The sequence below is a fragment of the Thermosynechococcus sp. B1 genome, assembly GCF_030322985.1.
Lineage (GTDB): Bacteria > Cyanobacteriota > Cyanobacteriia > Thermosynechococcales > Thermosynechococcaceae > Thermosynechococcus.
The window spans coordinates 1363639-1378400 of sequence record NZ_CP096573.1; the positions used below are offsets into that span (position 1 = coordinate 1363639).

The 14762-nt window shown below is 53.4% G+C and carries 12 protein-coding genes; 3 read left to right on the forward strand and 9 right to left on the reverse strand.

What is annotated here, in order from left to right; translation table 11 throughout:
- Window positions 1-3 precede the first annotated feature (3 nt).
- Entirely contained in the window at window positions 4-1386 is a 1383-nt protein-coding gene (locus M0644_RS06915) for a ferredoxin:protochlorophyllide reductase (ATP-dependent) subunit N (protein ID WP_149819371.1), read from the forward strand.
- Between the two features lie 65 nt (window positions 1387-1451).
- On the opposite strand, the gene M0644_RS06920 is transcribed toward M0644_RS06915, so the two are convergent.
- The 7 genes from M0644_RS06920 to M0644_RS06950 all read right to left on the reverse strand — a co-directional run bounded on the left by M0644_RS06920 (window position 1452) and on the right by M0644_RS06950 (window position 8922).
- Window positions 1452-3611, reverse strand: a complete 2160-nt coding sequence (locus M0644_RS06920; protein ID WP_286625064.1) for a secretin N-terminal domain-containing protein — start codon at window positions 3609-3611, stop codon at window positions 1452-1454.
- A gap of 94 nt (window positions 3612-3705) precedes the next feature.
- Window positions 3706-4428, reverse strand: coding sequence for a type 4a pilus biogenesis protein PilO (locus M0644_RS06925; RefSeq protein WP_286625066.1), 723 nt, complete (start codon window positions 4426-4428; stop codon window positions 3706-3708).
- Complete coding sequence (locus tag M0644_RS06930) at window positions 4425-5126, reverse strand: PilN domain-containing protein (protein ID WP_286625067.1); 702 nt, start codon at window positions 5124-5126, stop codon at window positions 4425-4427. Before M0644_RS06930 ends, M0644_RS06925 begins: the two co-directional genes overlap by 4 nt.
- Window positions 5127-5137: 11 nt before the next feature.
- The gene (pilM, locus tag M0644_RS06935; protein ID WP_315862996.1) at window positions 5138-6217 is read right to left on the reverse strand and encodes a type IV pilus assembly protein PilM; all 1080 of its coding nucleotides are present in this window, start codon (window positions 6215-6217) and stop codon (window positions 5138-5140) included.
- Between the two features lie 263 nt (window positions 6218-6480).
- On the reverse strand, window positions 6481-7035 hold the full coding sequence (locus M0644_RS06940; protein ID WP_286625068.1) for a L,D-transpeptidase: 555 nt from the start codon (window positions 7033-7035) through the stop codon (window positions 6481-6483).
- 56 nt (window positions 7036-7091) lie between these two features.
- Window positions 7092-7523 carry a hypothetical protein gene (locus tag M0644_RS06945; RefSeq protein ID WP_286625069.1) on the reverse strand — a complete coding sequence of 144 codons (432 nt, stop codon included), beginning with the start codon at window positions 7521-7523 and terminating at the stop codon, window positions 7092-7094.
- A gap of 169 nt (window positions 7524-7692) precedes the next feature.
- The gene (locus tag M0644_RS06950; RefSeq protein ID WP_286625070.1) at window positions 7693-8922 is read right to left on the reverse strand and encodes an acetate/propionate family kinase; all 1230 of its coding nucleotides are present in this window, start codon (window positions 8920-8922) and stop codon (window positions 7693-7695) included.
- A gap of 122 nt (window positions 8923-9044) precedes the next feature.
- On the opposite strand from M0644_RS06950, the gene M0644_RS06955 reads away from it, so the two are divergent.
- A complete protein-coding gene (locus tag M0644_RS06955; RefSeq protein WP_286625071.1) occupies window positions 9045-10742 on the forward strand; it encodes a phospholipase D-like domain-containing protein in 1698 nt (565 codons plus the stop codon).
- 18 nt (window positions 10743-10760) lie between these two features.
- Here M0644_RS06955 and M0644_RS06960 read toward each other — a convergent pair whose 3' ends face one another.
- Complete coding sequence (locus tag M0644_RS06960) at window positions 10761-11273, reverse strand: adenine phosphoribosyltransferase (RefSeq protein ID WP_149819388.1); 513 nt, start codon at window positions 11271-11273, stop codon at window positions 10761-10763.
- Between the two features lie 49 nt (window positions 11274-11322).
- Window positions 11323-12627, reverse strand: a complete 1305-nt coding sequence (locus tag M0644_RS06965) for an NCS2 family permease (protein WP_226971901.1) — start codon at window positions 12625-12627, stop codon at window positions 11323-11325.
- Between the two features lie 402 nt (window positions 12628-13029).
- On the opposite strand from M0644_RS06965, the gene M0644_RS06970 reads away from it, so the two are divergent.
- Window positions 13030-14745, forward strand: a complete 1716-nt coding sequence (locus M0644_RS06970) for a hypothetical protein (protein WP_286625072.1) — start codon at window positions 13030-13032, stop codon at window positions 14743-14745.
- Window positions 14746-14762 lie beyond the last annotated feature (17 nt).

Genomic DNA, 14762 nt, shown 5'->3' on the forward strand with positions numbered 1-14762 from the left:
CCTATGACTGCGACTGCTCCCAATGCCCTCAACTTTGAGTGTGAAACGGGCAATTACCACACCTTTTGTCCCATCAGCTGTGTGGCTTGGCTGTACCAAAAAATTGAAGACAGTTTCTTTTTGGTCATTGGCACCAAGACCTGTGGCTACTTTTTGCAGAATGCGATGGGGGTGATGATTTTTGCCGAACCCCGCTATGCCATGGCGGAGCTCGAAGAGGGAGATATTTCGGCGCAACTCAATGATTATGAAGAGCTAAAGCGCCTCTGCCTCCAAATCAAGCGCGATCGCAACCCCAGTGTCATTGTCTGGATTGGCACCTGCACCACGGAAATTATCAAAATGGACTTGGAGGGACTGGCGCCCAAACTAGAAGCCGAAATTGGCATTCCCATTGTTGTGGCTCGTGCCAATGGTCTGGACTATGCCTTTACCCAAGGGGAAGATACGGTGCTAGCAGCCATGGCCGCCCGTTGTCCCACGCCCACAGCGGTGAGCGATCCAGAGGAACGCAACCCCATCCAGCGCCTTCTCAACTTTGGCAAGAAAAAAGAGGATCTCCAAGCTGAATCCCACCAGTACCACGACCACCCACCCCTTATTCTCTTTGGCTCCCTGCCCGATCCCGTGGTGACCCAACTCACCTTGGAATTAAAAAAACAGGGCATCAAGGTGTCAGGATGGCTGCCTGCCAAACGCTATACCGAATTGCCAGTGATTGATGAGGGCTACTACGTTGCTGGTGTGAATCCCTTCCTCAGTCGTACCGCCACTACCTTGATTCGCCGCCGCAAATGTCAACTCATTACGGCTCCCTTTCCCATTGGCCCTGATGGTAGCCGCGCGTGGATCGAACAGATTTGTACCACTTTTGGGATTCAGCCCCAAGGCCTAGCGGAGCGCGAAGCCGAAACTTGGGAAAAACTGAGCGACTACCTTGAATTGGTGCGAGGCAAATCGGTCTTTTTCATGGGGGATAATCTCCTAGAGATCTCCCTAGCGCGGTTTTTGATTCGCTGTGGTATGCGGGTACTAGAAATTGGCATCCCCTACATGGATAAACGTTACCAAGCAGCTGAGCTAGAACTCTTGACGAAGACTTGTGGCGAGATGGGGCATCCCCTCCCCACCATTGTTGAAAAACCCGATAACTACAATCAACTTCAGCGGATTAAGGCGCTCCAGCCCGACCTTGTGATTACGGGTATGGCTCATGCCAATCCCCTCGAAGCCCGTGGCATCAGCACCAAGTGGTCTGTGGAATTCACCTTTGCCCAAATTCACGGCTTTGGCAATGCCCGTGACATTCTAGAACTCGTTACCCGTCCGCTGCGGCGCAATCAAGCCCTTGCAGGGTTAGGTTGGCAAAAACTGGTTGCCAACTAAAGGCCAACTAAAAAAATGAACCCCCTCTGAACAGACTCGGAGGGGGTAATCCCTACTCAGAAGTGTTAGCGTTGCCGTGGAGGTTGGAGAATCTGATTTTGAATATTTGGCGGCATACTCCCGGGTGTTGGCGTGTACTGATAGCCAAAGCCGGCATTTTGGGTATCATCAACAATCTTCGGCGTCACCATCACCACCAGTTCATTGCGTTGACGCTGGTTGCTCTCGCGGCGGAACAACCGCCCCAACAAGGGAATGTCTCCTAGGATTGGAATCTTACTCACCAACGAGCGATCTTGATCTTGGATAATGCCCGCCAGCATCAAGGTTTGGCCATCCCGCAAGCGAATCCGCCCCGACTCCATCCGCCGCTGCGAGATCAGTGTCCCCGTGGAACCCGTCGGCGCTCCTGGGAAAATCACATCATAGGTACCGCTGGGAGCACTCACCTCTGGGGACAATTGCAGCGTTATAAAACCATTATCGTCAATTTGCTCTACGGTGACATTAAAAATCACCCCCACAGGCCGCAGGATTGGGCGAATCTGTTGAGTCGCGATCGCCCCGCCGCCGCCAGTGGCTTGTTGATCAGCAGTGGATTCAATGCCAGAGAAAATTTCTTGGGTCAAATTGACTTGCGCAGCACTCCCCTCCTGAATGACAAGGGTGGGGTTGGTCAGAATTGTGGCATTGCCAGTTTCAATAGAAAGTTGAAGCTGCGCAAAAAAGTCACTCAGTAGATTCCCCACGGGTGTACTGACTGGTGCGCCAGTGAGGGGGGCAGGGGTCAAACCACCCACGTTAGGTGTGGTGCCACGGATAACAGTGAGTCCATCAGCGTTGAAGATAGCTCCCCAAAGGCTGCTGCCAAAATTAGTAATTAAGTCTGCATTTGCTCTCCGCCCTCGCAACAGGTTCACATCAATAAACTTGACATTAACCATCACCTGTCGCTTGCGGATGTCAAATTGCTGAATCAATTGCGTAGCAATTTCCACTTTGCGGGGGGTGCCAATCAATGTCACTGTGTTGGTGCGGGGGTCACCGACAACTTCTAAGCCTTTTAGCAGGGAGCTACGACAAATTTGGTTAACCACACCGCCAGCTGCTGCTGGGACTTGAAGCTGTTCACAGCCCGTTGGTGCATCTTGGCGACCAGTATCTGGCAAATTTGCACCATACATTTCCAACAGTTGTACGGCACCCAATTGTAAGTCACCCTCGCGAACTCGAGTTTCACGGTTGAGAGCAGTTTGGGCGGTTGTTGCAGCTTGGGCACCCCCAGTTCCGCCCCCGATGGTGCCGCCGGTTTGGGCAAGGGAGCTAATTTCCCGTGTCGTTGAACCCGCTCCAAAGACGCGCATTTGATTGAGGCGAATGGTGCGGACAATGCGGTTTTGGGCAGCGGGTGGCAAGGCTTGGCCCACAAAGATAGTGCGGCCTTGGCGATTGGCTTTGAGGTTAGTGACCCGCAGCACATAGTTGAATACGTCTTGAACGGATTCATTCTCAATATCGAGGGAGATGGTGACGCCGCCTGCTTCCCCATTGCCTTCCGGAAAGACAACGTTCATATTGGCGGCGCGAGCCAGTAAAGAAAGCACTTCCCGCACAGGGGCTTCCCGCAAGAGTAAACGGGGAATCCGTTGGTTCGTGCCCAGTTGGATGACATCCGGATCTGCATTGAGGGGGCTAGTTAGCATATCGCCAACAGGGGGTGGCACTGGCCGCGGTAGAAAAGGCGGCACCGCACTAGAGCCGGGGGGCATGGCCATGGGTTGACCACTGGGGGACACTTGAGGACCAGCGGGGCTTTGAGCCGTAATGAAGTTAATTTGCAGGCCATCGCGTCCTTCGCGGATGACTTCACCAATGGGAGCAGCACTAATGCCATTTACGGTGACGCGGATGGTTTTGGCGTCCAGTTGCACCACCTCGACGGAGGAGATACCGGGGGCGGGGTTATCTTGGCGGAAGGCACCCCCTTGGGGCAGGCGCAGTTGGCTATTGGTAATATCTGCGATGGAGGCATTGCCGCGATTGACGGTGAAAACTGCTGGCCGTAGATTCCCCTGCACGTTGAAGAGGAGTTGAATGCCGTTGGGAGCTGTTACTAGACGAACTCCCGTAATTTCCGTTGCTGTGGCCCAAGTGGGGGTTTGACTGGCAGCAACAAGGGCCGTTGTGGCCACCCCTAGGCCGAGACGATGTAAAAGCTGACTCACGATGCTTGACTCCTCACAAATGCCACCAAATGTATGAAAAGAGAATACAACTCACTCCCAAGACACTCTACGCTGCTTTTTGGCTTGCCATGCGCTATTGCTGCTGTTGTTGTTGCGGTTGTCCTTGCTGCTCACCTCCTTGGGGTGGGGGGGCCAAAGCGGCAATTTCCTCAGGGGTTAGGGGCACATAGGCCATGAGCTTAAACGTGGTAATCACTTCACCGGGTTTGTCAGCAATCAGTTCCATCGTTAGGTTGTTAATCACGAGGAAGTTCTGCTGCTGATCAATTTTTTGCATGATCTGCAAAATGCTGGGAAATGGCCCTTGAATCGTAACGTTGGTTACCTGTTGTTTTAGTTTGGCATTTAATTCGGGGCCAAGGGAGCCATCTTGGACAATTCCTGAAGCTGCACTATCGGGTTCAAATGTGGTCAGTTGGGCGCCGCTGGTCAAGATCAGGCGGTTAATGTCAAGGAGGAGGGTGTCTAGGGCTTCCTGTGTGGCAAAGAGCGATCGCACATCACGATTTTGCTGCTTGGCGCGCTCTAACCCCGCGACTACATCATTGAGTTGCTTCAGGATCACTTCCCGCTGGGAGAGGTCATTTTCCTGTTGGGCAATTTCCTCCTGTAACTTGGCCGCTTCCTCCAGTTTGGGGGCAATGAGAAGACTCCCCAAGTAAACCGCTGCTCCCAAACCTACCAAGGCAATAAGGACACCACTGACGACGGGTGTCAGGGTAATGCCAAAGACCGTCGGATAATTGGGTGCGGGTTCCTCAATCGGGGGGCCGCCAAAATCGCCAGTTAGGGTCATTCCTGTACCACTCCTTTTTCTTTGAGAAATTGAATGCGCGCCACCAGTCCTTCAACGTCATTGGCCGCGAGTTCTTCAAGGAGTTCCGATGCCGGCACGCTGGCGATCGCCGTCTTGATATTGAAGGAAACCCTTGCGGTTGTCTCTTCCTCACCCTGTTGATTTGCCCGTTCCGCCTTCACCAACTGAGTGGCCTTGCCATCAAAGAAGGGAGAGCGATTTTGCAAGAGCAAAAGAAAGTCACTGACTGCATCAAAGGATACGGCTGTGCCTTCAATCGTTAGCTCTTGGCCTGTTTGTCCGCCTTGGGTAATCCGCCGAATTTGTACCCCTGCTGGCGTTTGAGTTGCCATATTGCGCATCACCGCCGACCAAGGTTTGACCTGATTAAACACCGAGGCTAGGGCTTTGGTTTCCGCGGTAACCTGCTCCTGCTCTTTTTTAATTTCATCCATGCGTTGCAGGTTTGGAGAAATCGCTGCAAGGCGATTCTGAATGCTTTTTTGCTTACTCGTCAGTTGTTGCAGCCAGAGGTTGGCACCCACCGAGCCGAGGAGTGCAAGCCCTACAAAAAAGAGCGCCGCTACAGAGCCAAGAATAATCGGCACATTACTCATTCCTGCCGCTGCGGCTGTGGTAGCAGCCATGCCCCCCACTTCGGGACGTTCTTTAAGGAGGTTAATCTCAATTGAGTACATCGGGGATGCTCCTAAGCGCCACGCAGACCAAGACCAATCACCGTGCCGAGGGCAGGGCGTTTTTCGAGGGGAATCTCTTCTAGGGTTTGCAGTCCCAGCAAACTAATGGGGTCAACCAAAGTGGTGGCATAGTTGAGCCGCTGACTAAAAAACTCATCCACTTGACCAATACTGGCACCGGGACCGGCAAGCAGCAACTGCGAGACCTCTAGACTTTCCCCTTGGTTGAGGTAAAAGTCAATAGAGCGGCGGATTTCGTCTGCTAGATCGGAGAGCACTCGCAAAATAGCGGCACCACTGGGGTTGAGTGCTCCGGTCACATCCATCGGCTCTAGGGGAACGGTCAGATTCTCAATCAGGTCAACGCCCATCGAAGGCGGCAAGTTCATGGCGCGGCTAATGGCTTCTTGCATCCGTTCTTTGCCAATGGGCACTTTGCGGTTGAACTGGGGAATGCCATCTTTGACGATGCTAATTTCTGTGCCCTCGTCGCCTATATCAATAATCGCTGCTGCTTCGCCCACAAACTGCTGTAGTGAATCCCGCAGGGTACGCATGAGGGCAAAATTGGTCACTTCAAGGGCGGTGAGTTGTAAACCGGCTTGGGTAAAGGCATTGATGTAGGCATCGGTCACTTCGCGGGGCGTGCCCACGAGCAAAATTTCTACCCGCTCAATGCCATCTTCATCAAGGGAGGTTCCCAGTTTTTGATAGTCAACATCGGCCTCTTCACGGGGAAAGGGAAGGTACAGTGGGGCTTCCTGCATGAGAACCACTTCCCGCAATTCGTAGTCGGGTAATTCCGCAGGCAGGCGAATCAGGCGAATCACGGCTTCATTCATGGGAATAGCACTGATCACCTCTTTTTGTTTGATGCGTTTATCCTCAATCCCTTGACGGATGGCATCGGCAACGGCGGTGGTGTCAATGATGCGGCCTTCTTCAATGGCGCCTTCACTCAAGGGCACTGAGGCCATAGCGGTCATTTTCAGACCCTGCTTTTGCCGCTGAAGCTGTACGATATTGACCCGCTCTGGGGTGAGTTCAATCCCCAAGCCCTGCTTTGGTTTTGCAAATAGATTTCCCAGCACAATATCACCCACCAGTGAACGGTCAAGTTTGCATTAGCGAGATGGCGTGAAGAGTGAATTTCAGAACGAGGCCAGACCCTAACCTGACAGGGTTATGGAAACACCTGTGTTGCTAAGGCGATCATAACCAATGTGCATCGGCTCTTTCCAATGCATTGGTATGGTTTGCAAAGTGGCTTTATGCAAAACTTGAGCGATCGCTCTTGGGGAAAGTCACCAGCGATCGCTCAATGATGGTATCAGTTTTTCTTAATTAAGATCAACTAGGGCTGAACAATCACCCGTGTGCCCACCTCAATTTTTTCAAAGAGGGCGCGAATATCATCGTTGCGCATCCGCACACAGCCATGGGAAACGGCTTGGCCAATCAAAGATTCATTCGTTGTGCCGTGGAAGCCAGCATAGTTGTTATTTCCCATGGGGGCAAAGACAATCAGGCGATCGCCCAAAGGGTTGCGACCCCCCGGCGGAACCAAAACCCCCGTAAAGGGATTACGCCATTGGGGATTGACGACTTTGTGCAGCACTCTGAAATTACCTTGGGGCGTTTCCCAGCCCGGCTTGCCCACAGCCACGGGATAGCTGGCTAATACTTGATCACCTTCATAGAGAAAGACGCGGCGCTGCCGCAAGCGCAGGACAATTTTGCGTTCTAAAGCGGGTAGAAACGGAGTTGCCTCACCAAGGGGGGGAAGTGCCAAGGGCGCTAAGGTGGTCGGCAAGTACGGCTCTGACTCAGAGGCACGGCTCACCTTCAATTCTTCAGCACCCACAGCAGCCATAGGCAGGATAGCGGTCGCCCCCAGTGCTAAACCCAAGGTTTTTCCTCTGACCCAGCCCAACATGAGAACAACTCCGATCTCTCTCAGGATGTTTAGAACAGAATTTGTGTTGGCGGTGCCGGTGGTGGTGCTGCGGGGGGAATGGCAGCCGGACGCGGAGCCGGTGCTGAGCCACCCACTTGAGGCACTCGAATGGGGGTTACCGCGACATACTCAGGGGCAGGCACGATGGCGGCACAGATGATTTTGGCGGTGGGCACACTGGCCTTTGGATCCAAAATCACTGCCACATCCAGACCTTCAACAATTTCCTTGCGGAAGGGGCGCTGACGGTGCTTGCGATCAAACACCACCACAATCTCTTCACCCCAAGGTTGCCGCAGGGTGACATTATCTCCATCAATGTTGGTGACAACGCCCCGCACAGCCTTCACCTGCTTGGCTTCGGCGGGAGAAAGTAAAACAGTGGTACAGGTTGCCATTGCGGCCAAGGCAACAAGAGCGGTACGACGCAGATTCAACACAGTTCAACTCCTGATGTTTTTTTGTCTTTGGACGATTTAAAGATTGAATACTGAAAACTGAATACTGAGGAGTGAATAATTACCCGCATTCTACGTACGCCAACCTTGGGGCGTCAAGGCTAGAGCATAAATCTTGATGTTTTCTTATGTTTTCTTCAGCAAATTCAGCTTACAGAAGCTGTATGCAGGCGCGAGCGATCGCCCAATCCTCTTGGGTCTGAACCACGAGAACCCGTACGGGAGCAGTCGGCAGCGCAATGTCGCGATCGCCTTTACCCTCTTCGTTAGCTGCGCTATCTAACTCAATTCCCAACCAACCTAGCCCTCGGCAGACATCGCGGCGCACACCGGCGGCATTTTCACCAATTCCTGCTGTGAATACCAACGCATCGAGACCACCAAGAGCCGGCAGAAGGCTCGCAGTGCCCCGTTGCAGGGAGTAGATAAAACAGTCATAGGCCAACTGCGCTTGGGCATTCCCCTGATCAATCGCTGCCAAGATCTGGCGCAAATCGTTACTCACCCCAGAGATTCCCAACAGGCCCGATTGCCGATTCACCAAGCGATCGAGGTCTTCAACTGTCTTGCCCCGCCGCAACAGATAGAGCAAAATTCCCGGATCAATGTCGCCACAGCGCGTCCCCATCATCACTCCCGCCGTGGGTGTAAAGCCCATCGTGGTCTCCACCGAGACTCCCCCCTTAACCGCAGTGAGGGAACAGCCATTGCCAAGGTGGCAGGTAATTAGGCGTAACGCTGCTAAGGGACGCTGTAATAGGGTGGCCGCCCGTTCACTGACGTATTGATGGCTAATGCCGTGGAAGCCGTAGCGTTGAATACCAGCGGTGGTCAATTCATAGGGAATAGGGTAGGTGCGCGCCACTGCTGGCAGTTGCCCATGGAAAGCGGTGTCAAACACAGCAACTTGGGGTGTTTGGGGACAAATGTCGGCCATTAATTCCATTCCCAGTAAGTTGGCTGGATTATGGAGCGGCGCATATTCACTAAATTCGGTAATTGTTGCTTTCACCTGCCCATCCACGCGCACCGCTGCTTGGTAACGGCTACCCCCATGAACCACGCGATGACCAATGATCGTAATCTCTGCAAGGCTTTCTAGGAGCGTTGTCGAACCGCTGGTGAGGGTTTCTAAGAGAGTTTTGAGCCAGTCCCGTAGGCCTGCAATTCCCCCCTCTGGGTGGGTTAGGCTGGCTTCGTAGCGCTGGTCGGCAGTTGTGACCTTGAGCCGCGCCACCGTTGGGTCTTGTCCCCAATCGAGCAGGCCTTGCCAAAGGGGAGCGGGGGGTGTGGCAGCCGTTGCCGCCATTTCAGGTGCTAACCGATACAAACAGGCTTTGAGGCTACTAGAGCCAGCATTTAACACCAGCACCGTGATCATGGCAGGCCCGCAAAAGCATCGCCTCTATCCTAGCCAAGCGCCCGTGGCAACCGATGCAGCGCAGAACACCTTGAGGCGAAAAAGATAGCCCTAGAATTGGGACAAGCATTGGGGAAGTCAGCGTGTTTTGGCAAAAGCTTAAATGGCGGCGACACGGTGTGTATCTGCTGTTGTTTCTATTGGGGCTGTTGATTGCGGCTGTGGTGCTCACTCAATTGCGATCGCACCCAATTCTCCGCCCTGCCCTAGACCCGCTGCCTCAACATCCGCAAATCGCGGTACACATGAATCACTCCCAAGCCCACAGTTATCAAGAACCCTATCGCCCCTATACCCGTGAAGGGGAAGACCTTGAGGCAATCATGATTGAGCAGATTGCCAAGGCACAAAAGACGATTGATGTGGCGGTGCAGGAGTTTCGCTTACCCAATCTTGCCAAGGCCCTAGCAGCACGGCAGCAGACGGGGGTGCGGGTACGGGTGGTGATGGAAAATACCTACACTGCCCCTTGGGCAACATACAGTGCTGGGCAGGTGAGTGCCATGGATCCAAGGATGCGGGAGCGCTATAACGACTGGAAAGCGCTGGTGGATACCAACGGCGATGGCCAACTCAGTGCTGCCGAACTCAGCGATCGCGATGTGCAGACGATTCTCAACGAAGCGAAGATTCCTTGGATTGATGACACTGCCGATGGCTCCAAAGGCAGTATGCTCATGCACCACAAGTTTATTGTGATTGACAATCGCCAAGTGATTGCGACTACGGCGAACTTTACCCTCAGTGATGTCCACGGCGACTTGGGACGACCCGATACCCGTGGCAATGCCAACTCCCTCTTGGTGATTGATAGTCCCGCCGTGGCACGCCTATTTACTGAGGAATTCAACATCATGTGGGGGGATGGTCCCGGTGGTCAGCCCAACAGTCGCTTTGGGGTCAAAAAGCCAGTGCGTCCCCCTCAACCAGTAGCGGTGGGCGATGCCATGGTTACGGTGCGCTTTTCGCCAACCCCGCGATCGCAACCTTGGTCTGTCTCCACCAATGGCTTGATTGGCCAAACACTACGTTGGGCACGCCAAAAAATTGACATGGCGCTTTTTGTCTTTTCAGATCAAGAACTATCCTACGTTTTAGAGGAACGCCATAACCAAGGGGTTAGTATTCGCGCCCTCATTGACTCAGGATTTATCTACCGTGACTTTAGCGAAGCCCTCGATATGATGGGGGTGGCGATGGCCAATACTGCCCAAGCCCGTCAAGGCAACTGTTACTACGAAGCCGGCAACCGCCCATGGCAAAACCCCATTCAAACGGTGGGCACCCCCCTACTACCAGAGGGCGATAAGCTGCACCACAAGTATGGCGTGGTCGACGATCGCACCGTCATTGTTGGTTCCCACAACTGGTCCGAGGCGGCCAACCGCGGCAATGATGAATTCTTGCTGGTCATCGAGCATCCTACAGTTGCAGCTCACTACGAACGGGAGTTTGAGCGGCTCTATAGCAATAGTCGTTTGGGTCTGCCGCAGCATATTCGCGATCGCATTCAGCAGCAGTTGACCGCCTGTGGCGGTAAGATTGCCACCCGACCTGCCCCCTCTTCAGGAAATCGTGCCAGCACACCGACTACACGGGTGAACTTGAACACGGCCACCGCAGAGGAACTGCAAACCCTACCGGGCGTCGGCCCAAAACTAGCGGCTGAAATTATCCGTGCCCGCGAGCAAAAGCCCTTTCAATCCTTGGCCGATCTAGATGCTGTCCCCGGTGTCGGGCCGAAGCTCCTCGAACGCTTGCGCGATCGCGTGACGTGGTAATGTCCTCGCAAGCCACACCTAATAGGTTACAAGGGTGGTAATTGGCACATTGGGAAGTTTGTGCCGTCCTCCCAAGTCCGTCAGCTCAACAATAAAGGCAAAGCCATGGAGTTCAGCTTGTGCTTTTTGGATCAGACCCGCCGCCGCTGCTGCTGTGCCCCCTGTGGCAATCAAGTCATCGACAATTAACACCCGCCGCCCTGGTTCAATGGCATCTTGGTGCATCTCGAGGCGATCGCGCCCATACTCTAGCTCATACTCCACAGCATAGACCGGCGCGCAGAGTTTACCCGGTTTGCGCAAAGGGATAAAGCCGGCTCCCAAGCGATAGGCCAAGGGAGCGCCAAAAATAAATCCCCGTGACTCGATGCCAGCCACATAGTCAATGCCATCGTTGGCGTGTTTTTCCACCAATTGGTCAATGACGTAGCGCAGCCCCGCCTGATTTTGCAGCAGCGTTGTTAAATCCCGAAACAAAATGCCCGGCTTAGGGAAGTCTGGGACATCGCGAATCAGGGATTTGAGATCCATAGGTAGTTAGGTTCCAATCAGTTCAGAAGCATCCTATCTTAGATCCTGTCTAACGCCAAAAGTAGTGGGCAATAAAGATAACCGCCAATCCCCAGAGAGCAGGATGCACTTCTCTCCCTTTGCCTGCCGCCCATTTCACGATTGGATAGCTAATAAATCCCACCGCTAGCCCCTCACTGATGGAGTAGCTCAAGGGCATCACCAACACCACTAAAAAAGCAGGAATCGCTTCCGTGAGATCAGACCAAGGAATGTCTGGGAGCGATCGCGCCATAAAGACACCGACCAGCACCAAGGCCGGTGCCGTCGCAAAACTGGGAATGGCGGTCGTAATCGGCAAAAACAGCAGTGAGAGCAAAAACAAGCCCCCCACCATCAGCGCCGTTAGCCCCGTCCGTCCCCCCACGGCAATGCCTGCTGCCGATTCAATATAGGTGGTCACGGTGGAAGTGCCAAAGAGGGCGCCAACAATTGTCCCCACTGCATCCGCCATAAAGGCTCCCAAAGCGCGGGGGAAATGTCCCTGCTGATTGAGAAACCCCGCCTGTACCCCCACCGCAGAGAGCGTGCCCACGGTGTCAAACATATCGGTAAAAAGCAGTACCAAGGTGACCAAGAGAAAAGACCCCAACTGCTGCGGTTGTAATTGTCCAAAACCCACTAAGGCTTGACCAAAGAGATGGGACGGCCATTGCGGCCATTGGATCAAACCTGTCGGCCAAGGGGTAGCTCCCACTAGCCATGCAGCCAAGGCAGTCATCATCACTCCCCAAAAAATCGCGCCCCGCACCCCCTTAGCACAGAGAAACGCCGTCAAAAGAATCCCAAGGGCAGCGAGGATGGGTGGCCATGTGTCAAAGGTGGTGAGTTTTGTTTTCGTAGCAGCATCAGCAATGATAATTCCCGCATTGCTAAGGCCAATGTAGGCGATAAATAGCCCCACCCCGGCAGCGATCGCCACCTTCAAGGACATGGGAATCATATTTACAATCAGCGATCGCACCCCCGTTAGGGTCAGCAGCACAAACACAATGCCCTCGAGGAGAACAGCACTCAACGCCAATGGCCAAGGCAACCCCATTTGCCCCACCACCGCAAAAGCAAAAAAGGCATTGATCCCCATGCCGGGGGCCAACGCAATCGGGTAATTTGCCCAAATCCCCATCAGCATGCTACCCACTGCCGCCGATACTGCGGTTGCAATCACTAACTCCCCCTGCAAATCCTGTGGTTGCGCTAAAAAAATAGCATTGGAAAGAATTTGCGCATTCACCGGCAGGATGTAGGCCATCGTTAGAAATGTTGTCAGTGCCGCCAGTGCCTCGGTAGGGAGTGAGGTGTGTGCTTGCTGCAAATTGAACCAATCCCTAAAGCGTAAGTACCCATGTCTCCTCAAGAGGTTGCTCCTTTGTGCAAGAGTTATTCAAGTTTATTTACACTGAAGCCCAGTATGAGTGAATTTGATAAGGTTTGGACTTGTCCCTAACAGAGAGATTCGCCACTTCTATGCTGGAGTACTCTTGAAATGGAGCCTTTTGGGGAAAGGTATAATATTTGGGGAAAGGTATAATATAGGGAGCAGGACATGGATGTGAGCGAGATTACATCACCTCTCTCAAGTTTGCGGTTAAATTATATCAACTGTGTATAAAAGCTAAAAATTGAGGGCATATTCAACTCAGCATCAGCAGCAACGAAGTTCTTGTAGTCAAGATATATTGATAGAGCAAAGGTTGGGGCAATAAAGGACAGGCCAATGATGAAAAAACTGGTGCGCTCACTGAAACGTCGCTATCCCCGTTCGGGGTATCGGCAGCGGGGGTTTACTCTGCCTTTGGTCTTGGGCATGGGACTGATCATGATTGTGGTTGCCCTAACCCTGCTCTCGCGATCGCAACTGGATGTGAGCACTGCTAGCTTGCAAAAACAAACTCAGCAGGCCTTTGCGGTGGCTGAAGGCGGTATGGCCCGTACCCTTGGCTTACTCAATGGCAACTACCAGATTCTGCTGCGCCGCACCTATAACCCCGCTAACAATACGAACTTTAATCCTGCCCGCCCCTACCTGATCAGTCGCGCAGCGGATGCAACAAAAGTGGGTCAGCCCAATACCACGGGTTTGAATGTTCCTGCTGTGAATGAATGGACAGCGGCGAGCCTTGGTTCTGATGCGCCCCCCTGCTTTACCCTCGATAACCTAAATACGATTGTCCTCAACGGCACAATTGGCACCCCTGTGCAGGGCAATTACCGTATTCTCTCCTATCTCTACGATGCGCCAACGCAAACAGGACACCTGTTGATCGAAGGTCGCTTGCCCAATAACTCGCCGGCGAATGCCTTCATCTTGCAAAAGATGGTGATTACGGATCGCAGCGTGCCCTCCAACTTCCCTGGCCTGCTGGCACAAAGCATTAACCTCGGCAACAATGATGTCTTTGGCACCGTCAACGGCAACGTGATCTGCACCAATCCTGCCAACTGTGTGGTTCCCCAAGCCCAGTGCCAAAATGGCCAGCCGACCCAACAGGGACTGCGCAGTGCCATCGGAGCGCTCAATAACGCGATTATTGAGGGGACGATCGCCATCAACAAGATTAACCTACCGCCTTTTCCTGAAGCACCCAATGCGGTGGGTGGTTCCGTGCTAGGGAGTGTTCCCCTGACCACGCTGCCCAGTTGGTTACCCTCCAGTCAAGTCACTGACTTTAGGGAAGCCCTAGAAGCGGCAGGCGGCTATAGTCAGGGTGCCTACGCCAACTTTCCGATTCCAGGACAGGGCAGAAATCCTCCCCAAAACTCACAGGACGTTACAGGTAGGACAACTGACCAAAACTTTCCCCGTCCCGACGATCGCCCCTACGTTGACCCCGATCCCAACATTCCCTTCTTTATCCCTGATCCCCTACGCCCCGGGGAGCGAATTGTCAACCCAGAGAAAGTCTATTACGCCTACCGCATTAACAACATTAACCTTAGTGGTAACGAGAGGGTGACATTTAATACGACGAACTATGCCATTCGCCTCTACGTCAGTGGCAACATCTCCCTCAGTGGTAATGCAGGGATTGACAACACCTGTAGCCCCAATAGTTCCACCTGCGGTACCGGCGCTAATATGGGACTTCCCTCTGGTGTCGGCACACCGGATCGTCTGCGGATCTATGGCAACCCCCCAGACCCCAACAACAGCACGCCTGATCAATCCTTTACTCTCAGCGGTGGTGCCACAGCAGGGAGTGTCTTTGTCTATGCCCCGGATGCCAAAGTGGGGATTAATGGCGGCAGCAGAACACCTGATATTTTTGGGGCTGTTTGGGCCAAGGAGTGGAATGGTTCCAGTTCCAACAATGCGGAAATTGCGGTGCCCGATCGCCTGCCTGAAGCCCTAGGGGGCAACTATACCAATGCTTCAATTGTGGTGGCACGCACCACGGAAGCCAGCAACTGGAACCGCTTAGCCCAGTACTAAACGCCGGAGGCGATGTT